The sequence below is a fragment of the Stenotrophomonas sp. YAU14D1_LEIMI4_1 genome, assembly GCF_003086815.1.
Taxonomy (GTDB): domain Bacteria; phylum Pseudomonadota; class Gammaproteobacteria; order Xanthomonadales; family Xanthomonadaceae; genus Stenotrophomonas.
The window spans coordinates 1,173,224-1,189,047 of the sequence record NZ_CP025997.1 but is presented as its reverse complement, the minus strand read 5'-3'; the positions used below and the strand labels follow the sequence as shown (position 1 = coordinate 1,189,047).

General features: G+C 67.7%; 18 protein-coding genes. 8 read left to right on the top strand and 10 right to left on the bottom strand.

The genetic code is table 11. The features are described from left to right. Positions 1 to 51: 51 nt before the first annotated feature. From C1932_RS05500 to C1932_RS05485, 4 genes are all read right to left on the bottom strand, one after another. Positions 52 to 1,587, bottom strand: a complete 1,536-nt coding sequence (locus C1932_RS05500) for a TerC family protein (protein WP_108755645.1) — start codon at positions 1,585 to 1,587, stop codon at positions 52 to 54. A gap of 43 nt (positions 1,588 to 1,630) precedes the next feature. Next, complete coding sequence (locus tag C1932_RS05495) at positions 1,631 to 1,855, bottom strand: helix-turn-helix transcriptional regulator (protein WP_108761466.1); 225 nt, start codon at positions 1,853 to 1,855, stop codon at positions 1,631 to 1,633. Positions 1,856 to 1,868: 13 nt separating this feature from the next. After that, positions 1,869 to 2,336, bottom strand: coding sequence for a DUF2975 domain-containing protein (locus C1932_RS05490; protein ID WP_108748882.1), 468 nt, complete (start codon positions 2,334 to 2,336; stop codon positions 1,869 to 1,871). Between the two features lie 166 nt (positions 2,337 to 2,502). Continuing rightward, entirely contained in the window at positions 2,503 to 3,096 is a 594-nt protein-coding gene (locus tag C1932_RS05485; RefSeq protein ID WP_108755644.1) for a hypothetical protein, read from the bottom strand. 131 nt (positions 3,097 to 3,227) lie between these two features. On the opposite strand from C1932_RS05485, the gene C1932_RS05480 reads away from it, so the two are divergent. Together C1932_RS05480 and C1932_RS05475 are read left to right on the top strand one after the other, a co-directional pair. Continuing rightward, the gene (locus C1932_RS05480) at positions 3,228 to 3,539 is read left to right on the top strand and encodes a metalloregulator ArsR/SmtB family transcription factor (protein WP_108748880.1); all 312 of its coding nucleotides are present in this window, start codon (positions 3,228 to 3,230) and stop codon (positions 3,537 to 3,539) included. A gap of 13 nt (positions 3,540 to 3,552) precedes the next feature. Further along, on the top strand, positions 3,553 to 4,944 hold the full coding sequence (locus C1932_RS05475; protein ID WP_108761465.1) for a DUF2867 domain-containing protein: 1,392 nt from the start codon (positions 3,553 to 3,555) through the stop codon (positions 4,942 to 4,944). A 35-nt stretch (positions 4,945 to 4,979) separates the two neighbouring features. Here C1932_RS05475 and C1932_RS05470 read toward each other — a convergent pair whose 3' ends face one another. Further along, positions 4,980 to 5,411, bottom strand: coding sequence for a pyridoxamine 5'-phosphate oxidase family protein (locus C1932_RS05470; protein WP_108761464.1), 432 nt, complete (start codon positions 5,409 to 5,411; stop codon positions 4,980 to 4,982). Between the two features lie 99 nt (positions 5,412 to 5,510). Beyond that, a complete protein-coding gene (locus tag C1932_RS05465) occupies positions 5,511 to 6,536 on the bottom strand; it encodes an AI-2E family transporter (protein WP_108752436.1) in 1,026 nt (341 codons plus the stop codon). A gap of 92 nt (positions 6,537 to 6,628) precedes the next feature. Here C1932_RS05465 and C1932_RS05460 point away from each other — a divergent pair, with 92 nt between their 5' ends. Beyond that, the gene (locus C1932_RS05460) at positions 6,629 to 7,030 is read left to right on the top strand and encodes a hypothetical protein (protein WP_108752435.1); all 402 of its coding nucleotides are present in this window, start codon (positions 6,629 to 6,631) and stop codon (positions 7,028 to 7,030) included. A gap of 27 nt (positions 7,031 to 7,057) precedes the next feature. On the opposite strand, the gene C1932_RS05455 is transcribed toward C1932_RS05460, so the two are convergent. Beyond that, complete coding sequence (locus C1932_RS05455) at positions 7,058 to 8,065, bottom strand: LacI family DNA-binding transcriptional regulator (RefSeq protein WP_108761463.1); 1,008 nt, start codon at positions 8,063 to 8,065, stop codon at positions 7,058 to 7,060. Between the two features lie 95 nt (positions 8,066 to 8,160). On the opposite strand from C1932_RS05455, the gene C1932_RS05450 reads away from it, so the two are divergent. Genes C1932_RS05450 through C1932_RS05430 form a run of 5 tightly spaced genes read left to right on the top strand, consistent with a single transcriptional unit; the run spans position 8,161 to position 12,796 of the window. Then, on the top strand, positions 8,161 to 9,213 hold the full coding sequence (locus C1932_RS05450; RefSeq protein ID WP_108761462.1) for a sugar phosphate isomerase/epimerase family protein: 1,053 nt from the start codon (positions 8,161 to 8,163) through the stop codon (positions 9,211 to 9,213). 27 nt (positions 9,214 to 9,240) lie between these two features. Continuing rightward, complete coding sequence (locus tag C1932_RS05445) at positions 9,241 to 10,458, top strand: nucleoside permease (RefSeq protein ID WP_108761461.1); 1,218 nt, start codon at positions 9,241 to 9,243, stop codon at positions 10,456 to 10,458. Between the two features lie 12 nt (positions 10,459 to 10,470). After that, positions 10,471 to 11,595: a Gfo/Idh/MocA family oxidoreductase gene (locus tag C1932_RS05440; RefSeq protein ID WP_108761460.1), complete on the top strand. Its 1,125-nt coding sequence runs from the start codon at positions 10,471 to 10,473 to the stop codon at positions 11,593 to 11,595. A gap of 19 nt (positions 11,596 to 11,614) precedes the next feature. Beyond that, a complete protein-coding gene (locus tag C1932_RS05435) occupies positions 11,615 to 12,481 on the top strand; it encodes a sugar phosphate isomerase/epimerase (protein ID WP_108761459.1) in 867 nt (288 codons plus the stop codon). A gap of 36 nt (positions 12,482 to 12,517) precedes the next feature. After that, entirely contained in the window at positions 12,518 to 12,796 is a 279-nt protein-coding gene (locus C1932_RS05430; protein ID WP_108754747.1) for a cytochrome c, read from the top strand. Between the two features lie 9 nt (positions 12,797 to 12,805). Here C1932_RS05430 and C1932_RS05425 read toward each other — a convergent pair whose 3' ends face one another. Genes C1932_RS05425 through C1932_RS05415 form a run of 3 tightly spaced genes read right to left on the bottom strand, consistent with a single transcriptional unit; the run spans position 12,806 to position 15,815 of the window. Further along, a complete protein-coding gene (locus C1932_RS05425) occupies positions 12,806 to 13,555 on the bottom strand; it encodes a DUF1080 domain-containing protein (RefSeq protein ID WP_199912009.1) in 750 nt (249 codons plus the stop codon). Then, complete coding sequence (locus C1932_RS05420) at positions 13,555 to 14,130, bottom strand: gluconate 2-dehydrogenase subunit 3 family protein (protein WP_108761457.1); 576 nt, start codon at positions 14,128 to 14,130, stop codon at positions 13,555 to 13,557. The genes C1932_RS05425 and C1932_RS05420 overlap by 1 nt, the downstream gene beginning before the upstream one ends. Further along, the gene (locus tag C1932_RS05415; protein ID WP_108761456.1) at positions 14,130 to 15,815 is read right to left on the bottom strand and encodes a GMC family oxidoreductase; all 1,686 of its coding nucleotides are present in this window, start codon (positions 15,813 to 15,815) and stop codon (positions 14,130 to 14,132) included. The genes C1932_RS05420 and C1932_RS05415 overlap by 1 nt, the downstream gene beginning before the upstream one ends. Positions 15,816 to 15,824 lie beyond the last annotated feature (9 nt).

Genomic DNA, 15,824 nt, shown 5'->3' with positions numbered 1-15,824 from the left:
TTTCGCAGAAACAGTCGAGCAAGCTCGACTCTACGCAGAAGTTGCCGCGCGTTACGACGCCAACCGCTGCACGCGCAGGCGGGCGATGCGGCGGGTTTCCATGGCCAGCACGGTGATGCGGAAACCGGCCACGTCCACGCTGTCGCCCACGTCGGGCAGGCGTCCCAGCTGGTCCAGCACCAGGCCGGAAATGGTCATGTAGTCGGCGCTGCGCGGCAGGGCCACGCCAGTCATCCGCTGCAGGTCATCCAGGGTCAGCGCGCCATCGGCCTCCCATTCGTCATCGCCCTGTGCCACCACGCCGTAGCGCTCGTCCTGGGTGTCGGCCAGGTCGCCGGCAATGGCCGCCAGCAGGTCATTGGCGGTCACCAGGCCTTCCACGCTGCCGTACTCGTCCACCGCCACCGCCAGCGGCACCGGGTGCTGGCGGATCAGTTCCAGCGCCTGCAGGGCACTGGCGCTGGACAGCACGTACTGCGGCGCGCGCAGGTTGGCCTCCAGCTGCAAGGGCCGGCCCTGCAGCAGGTCGGCCAGCAGGTCGCGGCTCTGCACCACGCCCCGCAGGCTGTCCAGGTCGCCCTCGCCCACCAGCAGTCGGGTATGCGGCGATGCCACCAGGCGCGCCACCACATCCTCGTGGCCACGGGCCAGATCGATCCACTGCACGTCGGCACGCACGGTCATCACGCTGGACACCGGGCGATCGGCCAGGCCCAGCACGCTGCGGATCATCTCGTGCTCGGCCGGCTGCAGGCGCTCCTCGTCGGCATGTTCTTCCTCGCCGTGGCCGTCGTCGTGACCGTTGGCCGGGCGTGCCCCCAGCATGCGCAGCACGGCATCGGCGGTGCGCTGGCGGAACGGCTGGCGGCGCTCGTTGCGCTCACGGTTGAAACGCACCCACTGGTTGAAGGCTTCCACCAGGATAGAGAACGCGATGGCCGCGTACAGATAGCCCTTGGGGATCTTGTAGCCCAGGCCTTCGGCCACCAGGCTGAAGCCGATCATCAGCAGGAAGCCCAGGCACAGCACCACCACGGTGGGGTGCTTGTTGACGAAGCGGGTGAGCGGTTTGCTGGCCAGCAGCATCAGCGCCATGGCGATGGTCACCGCGGCGTACATCACGCCCAGGTTGTCGACCATGCCGACGGCGGTGATCACCGAATCCAGCGAGAACACCGCATCGAGCACCACGATCTGCGCCACCACCATGGCGAAACTGGCGTAGACCTTCTTGCCATCGTCGTGGTGCTGGCGGCCTTCCAGCCGCTCGTGCAGTTCCATGGTGCCCTTGAACAGCAGGAACAGGCCACCGCCCAGCAGGATCAGGTCACGCCCGGAGAAGCTGTGCTCGAACAGCACCAGCAGCGGCTCGGTCAGCTTCATGATCCACGACAGTGCCGCCAGCAGCACCAGGCGCATCAGCAGGGCCAGGGCCAGGCCAATCACCCGTGCGCGGTCGCGCTGGTGCGGGGGCAGCTTGTCGGCCAGGATCGCGATGAACACCAGGTTGTCGATGCCCAGCACGATTTCCAGCACGATCAGGGTTGCAAGGCCCATCCAGATCGAGGGGTCAGCCAACCATTCCATTTCAGTTCCGTTTGTTCAGTAGTGGGGGAAGAAACATCAGCGCTCAGTCGTCCTGCTGGGCCTGTCTGGGGTCGTGCCCCAGCAGGTCACCCGGCGTGCACTGCAGTTCGCGGCAGATCGCATCCAGGGTGGAAAAGCGGATGGCGCGGGCCTTGCCGGTCTTCAGGATGGACAGGTTGGCCAGGGTGATGTCGATGCGCCCGGCCAGCTCGGACAGGGTCATGCCGCGCGCCTGCAGCATGCGATCCAGGGTGATGATGATCGCCATCAGTGCGCGCCCATCAGATCACGCTGTCCAGGTCATCGCGCATGGCCGCACCCACGGCGAACACGCGCGCCAGCACGAACAGCATCAGCACCGCCAGCAGGCCGGTGATGGACATGCCACCGCCCACTTCCATCCAGGCGAAATCCGGCCCCATCCAGCTGGCGTAGATGCCGATGATGATCGACAGGGTTTCCATGGCCAGCATCAGCCAGGCCATGCGGTGCAGGCGCAGCGCGTTGGCGTGGTTGAACGGGCGCTCACGCGCGGCCGAGCGCAGCAGCCGCGCCAGGTGCCGCAGGAACACCAGGCACAGCACCAGCAGCGCCACGATGGTGCCCAGGCCCAGGCAGAAATGCAGGAACAGGTCGTTGCCATGCAGGGCGGCCGCCGTGGCGTCGTGCACGGTATCCATCAGCCAGCGGCGGTCGTAGGCGACCAGCGGCACCGCCAGCAGCGCGGCCAGGATGCCCAGCCAGCACATTGCCCGCACCGCCTGCACGGCGGTCTGGGCCAGGGTGAATACACCGCGCGCAGGTCGGGCGCGGGCAGAACGAGCGGTCAAGCAGCCTCCGGAATGGGGCAGATCACCTGCCCGGTGGATTTATCGATAAACGATATACCACATCCGTGTCGGGGTGGCTGAACCGCTACTTGGCGACCGCTGGCGGCGTTGTGTCCTGGCGCATGGCTTCGCCCGGCGTGGCCGAGGCCATGGCCTGAACGCCGGCTTCGGCCGCCTGCCGGGTGACCAGGCGGAAGCGCACCCGCAATGCGCTTTCCCCGGGCGTGGCCCAGCCGTACTGGATCGCCACCTGGTCGGCCGACAGCGGCCCGCGGCCGGGCAGCGAACGCACCTGCAGCGGCTTCGGCGCGGCCTGCATCAGCCGTGCGAAGCCCTTCTGCACCACCGCCGGTTCGGCCTTCTCCGCATACACCGTGCAGGTGCCATCGTCGGCCCAGCTGACCGCGTAGCGACCACTGGCCAGCGGCACCATCCAGGCCACCCCGCCCTGCCCCTGCAGCAGCGTGGCGGCCTCGGCCGGCGGCAGCGGGCTCAGGCCGTTGGCATCCATCAGCGCCTGCAGCCGGGCCGGCGCGCCGATGTGCTGCATGCAGGCCGTGTCGAACAGTTCGCTGAAGGGGTCCTGGGTGGCCGCCGCCTCCTTCGGCGCGCGCGCCGGCTGCGCCGCGGCCAGCGCGGGCAGCAACAGACCCGCCATCAACCAGGGCACCGGGCGCATCGCAACTCCATCATGGGAAAACTGCGGGGAGGATGGCAAAAGCCGGGGGCGCAGTGCAATGCCAGCCCCGGCTTGACACCGCCGCGGCCGCGCAGGATCATCAATTAACGAATTGGTTAATTAACGCCCCCATGGACCGCATCTTCGAAGCCCTCGCCTCCGGCGCCCGCCGGCAGATCCTGGCCTACCTCAGTGCCGGCGAACTGAGCGCGGGCGAGCTGGCCGAGCGCTTCGATTTCAGCAAGCCGGCCCTGTCCAGCCACCTGCGCATCCTGGAAGACGCCGGCCTGATCGAACGCGAGAAGCGCGGGCAGTTCGTGTACTTCCGCCAGGTGCCCGAGCGCCTGGCCAACACCCTGTTTTCCTGGGCAGCCGAAGTGTGTCCGGTCGGTGGCCCGCTGAAGCGCGAAGCCCGCGCACGCCGCAAGTCCCCTGCCCGCTGATAGGAGCACGACGATGCCTGGTTCGACCCGCAACAGCCGCTCGTTTCCAGGTGTCCAACTGCCCGCCCAGGAGGGCGCCGGCCCCATCGAGGTGATGCTGATCGCCCAGCTCGGCATCGGTGCCGGCGATGCGCTGGTGAACGACGCCGGGCAACGCCAGCGCCACCATCCGGCCTTCATCGATGCGCTGGATGAACCGTCGGCGCGGCTGGGCGGCATGCATCTGCAGCATGGCGATGCGTCATCGCTGTACAGCTTCGTGGTGGGTGCCGGCGGCCACCCGTTCCACCGCCATGCCGGCCCGCGCATGTTCACCGCCATTGCCGGCAGCGCCGGCGCGGAGCTGCGCTTTGCCACCGCCAGCGATGCGCAGATCGCCGCCGATCCGGCCAGCTTCCAACGCAGCCTGCGGCGCATCCGCATTCCACCCGATTGCCTGTTCACCGTGCGCTTCGGTGGCGGCACCTGGCATCAGTTCGCGTCCAGCCACCGGGCACACCCGGCACTGTTCGCGCTGTCGTGCCACAGCAATGAACTGGCCGGCGCGATGAGCGATGCGACCCGCGCCCAGGTGCAGGCCAACCAGGCCGACATCCCCAGCCTGACCGACGTATTGCCGCAGGCCTGCTGGCCCAGCGCCGCGACACTGGCCAGCGCGCCCCTGCTGCAGTTGTCACTGCAGGCCGCGCCGCCCAGCGTGTGTGCGCGGCTGTGCGCGCAGACCCGTGCGCTGCTGGGACCACTGCGTCGGATCAACCTGCGCCCGCTGCGGGGGTTCGTCGAACGCAGCACGCCGCGCTATCCGGTGCAGCATGCCGCGCCGGCAACGCAGGGCATGCTGTACCGCGCCCTGCCCCACAGCGATTACCACGATCTGGCCGTGCTGCAGCTGCGCCCCGAACAATGTGCGGGACGCTCGGCATCGACCCTGCTGGCCGATGTACTGGACGGTTTCCTGCGCAATCCTCCAGGCGGCGTGGTCCAGTTGATGGCCCTGCGCAACCGCCTGGTGGCGCCGCTGCGCCTGCGTACCTCGCCGCTGGGCTGCCCGGTGTCGTCGCTGTTGTCCACCGATCGCAGCCGACTGTTCGCCGGCCGCTTCCCGGTGCTGGATGCAACGGTGGATGCGCAGGACCGCAGCGCCGAAGTACTGCTGGGTGCAGATGATCGCCACCTGCGCTTCCGCAGCAGCGTGCGCGTGCAGCTGGCCGACGATGGCAGCGTGCAGGTCAGCCTGGGCTCGCGCGTGCAGACCCACAACCGGTTCGGGCGCCTGTACATGGCGCTGATCGACAGCGTGCACCGCCACTACATCGCGCCGGCCCTGCTGCGCCGTGCAGTGGAACATGCGCTGGCGCCGGAGCTGGCGGACTGGGTGGATGGGGTCGCGCCGGTGGCGGGCTGAGCCGCCGGGCATGGCCCGGCGCTACCCGCGGGCGTTCAGACCACCAGCTCGCCCTGGTCTTCGCCGTCCCAGTAATGGATGCGCTGCGCATGCACGTGGATCAGCACCAGTCCCGGCGTGTCCACGCCCTGCTCGAACCAGCGCTCCAGGTCTTTCACCCAGTGTTCGGCCAGCACCGCGCGTTCGCGGATGATGGAGGCACGGCCTTTCACGTGCACGAACAGCGGCGGCTTTCCCAGCAGTGACTTGCTGCCGGTGAAACCCAGCGCGACCTTCGGGTCGGTTTCGATCTGGCGCACCAAGTCCGTGCTTTCCAGCGCGAAGAACCAGCTGTCGCCGTCGTAGTCCACGTCGCCGTTGTTGCTCATCGGGCGGCCATCGATCTCGCCGGCGGCATGGGTCTGCAGCATCGCAAAATCGATGCCAGCCATTTTCTTCGCCAGTTCGGGCAGGGTCAGCGTGGTCATGGTTCGGTCTCCTGGGGTCTGCGGCCAGCGTCCGCCCGCGCAGGTAAGGCGGGCGTGCAGGTCCGTCGCGGCGGATTTCACGCGTCCGCCAAGCCGGAATCAGATCCAGCGCTGGTCCAGCAGTTCGCGCTTCACGTAGGCGTAGAACACCGGTGCGGCCACCAGCCCAGCCAGGCCGAAGGCCGCTTCCATCACCAGCATCGCCAGCAGCAGTTCCCACGCACGGGCCTGGATCTCACCGCCGACGATGCGCGCGTTGAGGAAGTACTCCAGCTTGTGGATGACGATCAGGTACAGCAGCGCCGCCACCGCCACGTAGAACGACACCGACAGCGCCACGATGGTGATGACGGTGTTGGAAATGATGTTGCCCACCACCGGCAGCAGGCCAGCCAGGAAGGTGATCAGCACCAGCGTCTTGGACAGCGGCAGGTGCACGCCGAACAGCGGCAGCACGCCCAGCAGGAACACCGCGGTGAACACGGTGTTGAGCAGCGAGATCTTCACCTGGGCGAACACCACCTGGCGGAAGGCCACCGCCAGGCGCGTCGTGCGGCCGACCAGTTCCTGCGCCAGCGGGCCCATCTTCGGCAGCGGCAATTCGTCGTACAGGGCGATCATCGCGCCCAGCACCATGCCGATCAACACGCGCACGCCCACCTGCACTACCGACGTACCGGCCACGCCCAGCTGTCGCTGGTGTTCGGCGGCCCATTCGTTCAGCGCCTCGCGCAGCCGGGTCAGGTCTTCGGGAATATAGGGCTGCAGCAGCGCCGGCACCTGGTGGCGCGAGGTGTTGAGGATGTCCATCAACCGCGCCAGCAGCACGTCCGGGCCACCGGTCTCGTTGCGGAAGAACGAGGCCACGCCGATGCCGGCCAGCACCAGCGCACCGATGATGACCGCCGACAGCAGGATGACCGCGAAGGCGCGTGCGCGGCCCGGCGGCAGCTTGCCTTCCACGGTATTGGCCAGCACGTGGGTCAGCTGGAACACCAGCAGGCCCGACAGCAGGGTGACCACCAGGCCCAGCTTCAGTGCCAGCCACATGCCCAGCAACATCAACAGCCAGGCGGCGATGCGCGCGGCGGGGGGCTTGGGCAGGGCAAGGACGGCGTCGTTCATGGCGGTGCATTCCGGCGGGGTGGCCCATGGTAGTGGATTGTGCGGGCACGGCCGGCGCACACTGGCGCCCCACCCTGCCGCAAGGACGCTCCATGTACCGCCTGCTGTGCATCCCCCTGCTTGCGCTCGCCGCCGGCAGCAGCTTCGCCGCCGATACCACGCCCGTGCCGCCGCAGGTGCAGGCCGACGTGGAAGCCATCGCCCGCGAACTGCTGAAGGTGCAGCGCAGCGACGTCGAGCTCTCCTGCCCGAAGGCGGTGGAGAACGCGCGCTACGGGCTGGAAACCATGCTGGAGGTGGGGGCAAAGAACGCCGCCGGCGGCTACATCGATGCTGCGAAGTACGAGGCCATGGCCGCGCCGATGCGCGAACTGCTGCCGCAGATCACCGAAGCCGACTGCGAAGCTGCAAGCGGTGGCCAGCGCGATTTCTACCAGTGCATGTCCAGCGACTACAACCACGTACTGGCCTGTGCACAGGCGCACCTGAAGTAGTCGCGCGCCCTGCCCTGCGGCTGCCGCTCAGCCGCTGGCCGGGGCGGCCGTCGACCCGCGCAGCATCAGGCTGAAATCCAGCGTCTGCTGCAGAGGAACATCGACGCGCTCGATGATGGCCAGCAGCAGGCTGACCGCACGCGCACCGATGTCCCGCATCGGCTGGCGGACGGTAGTCAGCGGCGGCGTCAGGAAGCGCGACGAGGCCAGGTCGTCGAAGCCGACGATGGACACCTGGTCCGGCACGCGGATGCCCAGATCGCGGCAGGCCGAGAGCGCACCCAGTGCCATCTGATCGCTGAAGCAGAACACCGCGGTCGGCGCGCTCGGCCGTGCAAGCAGTGCCTTGGCCGCCGCATGGCCGGACTCCAGCGAGAAATCACCGGGGACAACGCTCAGGCCGCGCAGCCGGCCGCGCGCCTTGCCGGCCGCGCGCACGCCTTCCAGCCGCTGCTGGTGCAACGGGTTGTCGGGCGGGCCGCCGACCACGGCGATGCGCTCATGGCCGAGCGCATACAGGTGTTCCATCACCGCGCGCGCAGCGGCGGCATTGTCGATATGCACGCTGGGAATGCCCAGCGCGGGATCGAATTCGCAGCCATTGACCACCGGCGCAGCCGCGCCCAATGCCTGCACGATCGCGCGCGCGGTGGGCGGCAGCCGATGGCCGAGCACGATCAGGCCGTCGGCCTCGTTGCGCCGGAGCATCTGCGCGTAGCGCTCTTCGCGATCGGGCTGGTGCTGGGTATCACCCAGCAGCACGGCGTAGCCGGCGGCCTGTGCCGCATCTTCGGCACCCTGCAGTATCTGCGCGAAGAACGGATTGGCGATGTCCGGCACGGTGACCAGGATCTTGCCACTGCGCTGGGTCTTCAGCGTTCGGGCCACCGTGTTGGGCACGTAGCCCAGCTTGGCGGCGGCCTGTTCGATGCGCGCCCGGGTGGCGGGCAGCACTTTGTCCGGCCGCGACAAGGCCCGCGACACCGTGCCGGCCGACACGCCTACGTGTTTTGCGATGTCGTAGATGGTGGCCATGGCGTCAGCTCTGGTTGCGGCTGTGCACTGCACAACGGGTCTGCGGAAAGCCCATGCTAGGGTAATGCAATCGATTGCATGCGGGGTGAATCACCTTGAAGACGCTCAAGGGTCCGGCGCTTTTCCTGGCGCAGTTCATCGGCGACAACGCTCCTTTTGATCGGCTGGACACGCTGGCCGGATGGGCTGCGGGCCTGGGCTATTCTGGCGTACAAGTGCCCACTACCGCGCCCCACCTGTTCGATCTGGCCGAGGCGGCGCGCAGCCAGGCCTACTGCGACGACGTCGCCGCCATGCTGGCCGGGCACGGTCTGCAGATCACCGAATTGTCCACCCACCTGCAGGGGCAGCTGGTCGCCGTCCACCCCGCCTATGACAGTCTGTTTGACGGGTTCGCACCGCCCGCGCAGCGCGGCGATCCTGCCGCCCGCCAGGCCTGGGCCGTCGATCAGCTGTTGCTGGCGGCCCAGGCCAGCCAGCGCCTGCGGCTGACCGCACACGCCACCTTCTCCGGCGCCTTGGCCTGGCCCTACCTGTATCCCTGGCCGCAGCGCCCGGCCGGTCTGGTGGACGCAGCCTTCGCAGAGCTGGGCCGCCGCTGGCGCCCGATCCTGGATGCCTTCGATGCCTGCGGCGTGGACCTGTGTTTCGAGATCCATCCGGGCGAAGACCTGCACGACGGGGCAACCTTCGAGCGCTTCCTCGACGTGGTCGACCACCACCCCCGCGCCAAGATCCTGTACGACCCCAGCCACCTGCTGCTGCAGCAGATGGACTACCTGGGCTTCATCGACCGCTACCACGCGCGCATCGGCATCTTCCACGTGAAAGACGCCGAATACCACGCCAGTGCCCGCAGCGGCGTGTATGGCGGCTACCAGGACTGGATCGATCGCCCGGGCCGGTTCCGTTCGCTCGGCGATGGCCAGGTCGACTTCAAGGGCATCTTCTCCAAATTCGCGCAGTACGACTTCCCCGGCTGGGCGGTGCTGGAATGGGAGTGCTGCCTGAAGCACCCCGAGGACGGCGCACGGGAGGGCGCCGCCTTCATCCGCGACCACATCATCCGGGTGACCGAGCGCGCCTTCGATGACTTCGCCGACAGTGGCACCGACGCCGCATCACTGCACCGCATGCTGGGAATCTGAGCCGACACCGCCCCGGGAGGGCAAGCCATGACGCACGCCATGTCGCGCTTGGGCGCGATGATGTTTCTGCAGTTCTTCATCTGGGGAGCGTGGTTCGTGACCCTCGGCACCTACCTGGTGCAGGGGCCGCTGCAGGCCAGCGCCAGCCAGGTGGCCACCGCATTTCTCAGCCAGTCCATCGGTGCGATCGTCGCCCCCTTCCTGGTCGGCCTGATCGCCGATCGCTACTTCGCCGCGCAGCGCATCCTGGCGGTGCTGCACCTGGCCGGCGCGGTGCTGATGTGGCTGGCCTCCACGGCCACCAGCTTCAGTTTGTTCTCCGCCTGCGTGATGGGCTACATGCTGCTGTTCATGCCGACGCTGGCGCTGGCCAACAGCGTGGCGATGCGGCACATGCAGTCGCCGGAAAAGCAGTTCCCGCTGGTGCGGGTGGCCGGCAGCATCGGCTGGATCATCGCCGGGGTGCTGATCGGCTGGCTGGGCTGGGAACAGGCGCACCGGCTTGAACTGACGTTCCGGATGGCGGCGCTGGCATCGCTGCTGCTGGGCCTGTACGCCTTCACCCTGCCGCACACGCCGCCGCTGGCGCAGCAACGCGATGCCGGGCTTGGGCAGATCCTCGGCCTGGATTCGCTGCGCCTGCTGAAATCGCGCGCCTACCTGGTGTTCTTCCTGGCCTCCATCGCCATCTGCATTCCGCTGTCGTTCTACTACAACTTCACCAACCCCTATCTCAACGATCTGGGCGTGCACGGCGCCGCCGGCCTGCAATCGCTGGGCCAGGTGTCCGAAGTGCTGCTGATGCTGGCCATGCCGTTCCTGTTCGTGCGGCTGGGGGTGAAGACCATGCTGGCGGTGGGCATGGGCGCCTGGGTGCTGCGCTACGCGCTGTTTGCCTTCGGCGATGCCGGCAGCGGCTTCTCCCTGCTGGTCATCGGCATCGTGCTGCACGGCATCTGCTACGACTTCTTCTTCGTCACCGGGCAGATATACACCGATGCACATGCCGGCCCGGCCGCGCGCAGCAGCGCCCAGGGCTTCATCACCCTGGCCACCTACGGCGTGGGCATGTTGATCGGCACCTTCCTGTCCGGCGCGGTGGTGGAGCACTACACCACCGCCGCAGGACCGGACTGGCAGCAGATCTGGCTGTTCCCCGCCGGCATTGCACTGGTCGTGCTGATTGCCTTCCTGCTGCTGTTCCGCGACCGCCCCGCCGTTGCGGCGGCGCCCACCACGCACTGAGGAGCGCCGTCGATGCCCAAGCTTGGAATCGCCATCGTCGGCACCGGCATGATCGCAGCGGTGCATCGCCGCGCCGCCCTGCTGGCCGGTGCCGAAGTGCGCGGCGTGACGGCGTCCACGCCGCAGCGCGCGCGCGATGTCGCGCAGGCGTGGAATGTTGCGCGCGCCTACCGCGATATCGACGACGTGGTTGCCGATCCGCAGGTGCAGGTCGTGCACGTGTGCACGCCCAATCACCTGCACCGGCCCATGGCGCAGGCCGCACTGGCCGCCGGCAAGCACGTGGTCTGCGAAAAGCCGCTGGCCACCACGCTGGCCGATGCGCAGGCGCTGGCCGCGCAGGCCGCATCCAGCGGTCTGGTGGCCACGGTACCGTTCGTCTATCGCTACCACCCGGTGGTGCGGGAAGCACGCGCGCGCATCGCCGCCGGCGACATCGGCCCCCTGCATCTGATCCACGGCAGCTACCTGCAGGACTGGTTGCTGGACCCTGCCAGCAACAACTGGCGCGTCGACCCGGTGCTGGGCGGCACCTCGCGCGTGTTCGCCGACATCGGCTCGCACTGGTGCGATCTGGTGGAATGGGTCAGCGGCGAGCGCTTCGCCGAAGTCAGCGCGGCCTTCGCGACGGTGATCGCCGAGCGCAGCGCCGGCGGCGCACAGAGCTTCAGCACACCGGCCGCAGGCGGCGCCACGCAGGCGGTGTCCAGCGAGGACGTGGCCACGGCGATGTTCCGTACCGGTGCAGGCACGCTGGCGTCGCTGACCGTCAGCCAGGTTTCGGCGGGGCGCCACAACCGCCTCTGGTTCGAGATCGACGGCGCCAACGCCAGCGTGGCCTTCAACCAGGAAGATCCCGAGCGCCTGTGGATCGGCCGGCCCGACCAGCGCGAGGAGACCTTCGTGCGCGGCCCAGGCGCCGGCAGCGCCGAGCAGCGCCGGCTGTCGGCCTTGCCGCCCGGCCATGCGCAGGGCTACGCCCAGTGCTTCGAGGCGTTCGTCGCCGACACCTATCGCGCCATCGATGGCGAGCGGCCGCAGGGCCTGCCCACCTTCGAAGACGGCCTGCGCTCGGCGCTGATCGTCGAACGCGTCATCGCATCGGCCAGGTCGCGCGCCTGGGCCACCATTGAATGAATCCCGGGAGCATGCACCGATGAAGGCATCAACAGGAAGGATCGCAACCTTGGCGCTGCTGCTGCTCACTGCCCTGCCCGCGTTCGCCGCGGAAACCCGCAGCTCTGAAAAGCCCATCGCGCTGCAGATGTACACGCTGCGCAACGCCGGCACGCTCGACCAGCAACTGAAGATCGTCCACGACGCGGGCGTGCAGGCGGTGGAAACGGTGGGCACGCAGAACGTCAGCGCGGCCGAACTCAAGCAGCTGCTCGACAAGTACGGGATCAAGGCGATCTCCTCGCACACGGCACTGGCCGACCTGCGCAACGACCTCGATGGCGCGGTGGCCTTCAACCGCGCGATCGGCAACACCACGCTGGTGGTGCCCTACCTGGACAGCAAGGACCGCCCGCGCGATGCCGCAGGCTGGACCGCACTGGGCCAGGAACTGGGACGCATCGCCAGACAGGTGCAGGCCCAGGGCATGCGCCTGGCCTACCACAACCATGATTTCGAGCTGGTCGACTTCGACGGCCGTACCGGTCTGGAACTGTTGTTCGACGCTGCCGGCCCCGACCTGCAGACCGAGCTGGACCTGGCCTGGGTGGCGCGTTCGGGCCATGACCCGGCGGTGATGCTGGGCAAGTTCCGCGGCCGCCTGTTCGCGGTGCACGCCAAGGACAACGCCGCCAAGGGCCAGGCCGAAGACGAAGGCGGATTCGCCGCCGTCGGCCAGGGCGTGCTGGACTGGAACGCGATCCTGCCGGCCGCGGCCGACGCGGGCGTGAAGTGGTACATCGTCGAGCACGACCAGCCACGTGACCCGGCCAAGGTGATCCAGACCGGCGCCGACTACCTGCGTAAACACCTCACTGTCAGCCTGCCCGCCCGCGCGTCGCGCTAGCCCGCCAAGGAGCTTCGTTTGAAAACCGTCCTGACCCTGGCCCTGACCCTGTGCACGGCGACCGCTGTGCTCCCCGCCTGGTGCAAGGAAGATCCCGCTGCCGGTGCCAAGCTGTACGCGACCAACTGCGTGGCCTGCCACGGCGCGGATCGTGCGGGCATGCCCGGCGCGTTCCCTGCGCTGACCGACATCGGCAAGCGGCTGCCGCCTGCACAGATCAAGGAAAAGATCAGCAAGGGCGGCGGGCTGATGCCGCCCTTCTCGCACTTGTCCGCGCAGGAGATCGATGACATCGCCAGCTTCCTGGCGAAGTAGGCGCGGGCGTTACAGCTCGCGCACCCAGATGTTGCGGTAGCTGACCTTGGATGCGTGTTCCTGCAGATACAGCGGCGCGCATCCATGTGGCGAATACGACGGCGCACCGATGTATTCGGTCAGGCCTGCAAGCACCGTGTCGTTCTGCACCAGCACGCCGTTATGCAGCACGGTGATGCGCGCCGGCGACGTCAGCCCACCACCGGCCGAGAAGCGCGGCGCCTTCCAGATGATGTCGTACGCCTGCCACTGGCCGGGCGCGCGCGAGGCATTCACCAGCGGCATGGCCTGCTTGTAGATCGAACCGGCCTGGCCGTTGGCGTAGGTCGGATTGTCGTGGCTGTCGAGCACCTGCAGCTCGTAGCGCTCCTGCAGGAAGATGCCGCTGTTGCCACGGTCCTGGCCCTGGAAGCCCTTCGTTTCGGTGGGGCTGCGCCACTCGACGTGCAATTGCATGTCGCAGAAATGCTGCCGGGTGCGGATGCCCTTGCTGCCCGGCACCACGGTCATCGCACCGTTGGCCACTGTCCACGGCACGCGGCCACCCTGCTCGGCCTCCCAGGCGGACACATCCTTGCCATCGAACAACACGATCGCGTCCGACGGCGCCGCGCCGATTGGTGTTGCGACGGCAGGCACCGCTGCCCATACCTCGGTCTTTGTCGGGTCGCGCTCGGCGCCGGCCTGCGCGAACGCCGGCACCGCCGCCAGCACGCCTGCGGCCATCAAGAAAGATCTGATCATCCCGTCATGCTCCATCAGCTGGTGGCCCAGGCCGGCGTGCCTGGCGCGTAGGCCATGTCGCCATCGTAGCGTCCCGGCACGGCAACGTAGTGCAGTACTTCGGTTGCACCCGGCTTGGAGGTGAAGAAGCCGAAGATGGCCAACTGCTTGATCATGGTGAACGGATGCGGCATCGCCTTCGCCGTCTCGGCGGTACCGGTCTCGCTCACGTCCACTGTGCGCCTGCGGGCTTCGGCATCCAGCGTGCGCAGCAGATCGGTGCGTGCCTCGGCTGCAAGGGCGACGAAGCTGCCGCCGGCGCGCTTTTCGATGTCGGCCAGGCCGGCACGGAACGTCGCCTGCTGCCGTGCGGTGTAGCAGTCGGTCACGAACCGCGCCATGAAGGCGCCCGTGGCTGCGTCCTTCGCACCCGGCGTCTGCGTGCGTGGCAGGATGGTTTCGGCGATCTCATCCAGCGTGGCAATCTCGGCGGCGGTAAAGGGGACGCCCGCTGCGGCCGCTGGCAGCTTGCCGCTGGCCAGCGCAGGCAGGCCGACCATGGCCGCACCGGTGGCGGCAACGATCATCTTCAATAGTTCACGGCGGTCCATCACAGATTCCCCGCTTTCAGTTCGCGCACCGCGTGATCGGCCGCCCGCGCGGTCAGCGCCATGTAGGTCAGCGACGGGTTCACGCAGGCACTGGAGGTCATGCACGCACCGTCGGTGACATAGACGTTGGGCGCATCCCAGACCTGGTTGTGCGCGTTCAGTACCGATGTCCTGCGGTCGCGCCCCATGCGCGCGGTGCCCATTTCGTGGATGCCCTTGCCCGGGGCGTAGTCGTTGTCGTGCATCTCCACGTCCTTGACCCCGGCCGCCTCCAGCATCTCGGCGGCATCGGCCGCCATGTCCCGGCGCATTGCCTTTTCGTTCTCGCGCATCGCCACGTCCATCGCCAGCACCGGCAGCCCCCACTTGTCCTTGCGCTCGTGGTCCAGGCGGATCGTGTTGTCGTGGTGCGGCAGCATTTCGCCGAAGCCGGTCATGCCGATGCGCCAGTCACCCGGCAGGCTCAACGCCTCCTTCAGGTCGGCGCCAATGTTCAGCTCGGCAATCTCGCGCGACCAGCCGTTGCGGCTGGCGCCACCCTGGTAACCGAACCCGCGCAGATAACCGCGCTTGTCCGCCGCCACGTTGCGGAAGCGCGGGATGTAGAAGCCACAGGGGCGGCGGCCGAAGTAGTACTTGTCATCGTAGCCCTCAACGCGCCCCGACGCGCCCGCACCGAAGTGATGGTCCATCACGTTGTGCCCCAGCTCGCCGGACGAGGACCCCAAGCCCCCTTCCCAGACATCGGTTGCCGAGTTCATCAGCAGCCAGGTCGAATTGAACGAGGACGCGTTGAGGAAGATGACCTTGGCCGTGTACTCGTAGGTCTGGCCGGTCTCGGCATCGAGGACCTGTACGCCACGCGCACGCTTGCGGTCCTTGTCGTAGAGCACTTCCTTGACGATCGAGAACGGACGCAATGTCAGGTTGCCGGTCTTCATCGCCGCCGGCAGCGTCGCTGCCTGGGTCGAAAAGTAGGCGCCAAACGGGCAGCCGAGGATGCACTTGTTGCGGTACTGGCAGTTGACCCGGCCCTGCTCGGGCATGGGCTTTGTGATGTTGGCGGTGCGCGAATGGATCATGTGGCGCGTGCCGCCGAAGGCTTTCTGGATGCGCGCGGCCACGTCCTTTTCGACGATGTTCAGCGGGATCGGTGGCAGGAATTCACCGTCGGGCAGCACGTCCAGCCCCTCGCGCGTGCCGGCAATGCCGGCAAACTTCTCCACGTGGTCGTACCACGGCGCGATGTCGGCATAGCGGATCGGCCAGTCCGTGGCGATGCCTTCCTTGAGGTTCGCCTCGAAATCCAGATCGGAAAAGCGATAGCTCTGCCGCCCCCACATCAGCGAGCGCCCGCCCACGTGGTAGCCGCGGAACCAGTCGAAGCGCTTCGTTTCGATGTAGGGCGAGTCCTGTTCGTCGGCCCACATGCCTTCCAGGTTCTCGGCCAGGGCGTAGTCGCGCATCAGCACCGGGAAGGCCGCCTTCATCGCCTGGGTCGGCCGGTTGCGATGCGGGAAATCCCACGGCTCCTTCATCGCATTGACGTAGTCCTTCACGTGCTCGATGTTGCGCCCGCGTTCCAGCATCAGCACCTTCAGACCTTTCTCGGTCAGTTCCTTCGCTGCCCAACCGCCACTGATTCCCGAGCCAACAACGATGGCGTCGTAATGATTATCTGCCATGGGTCTATC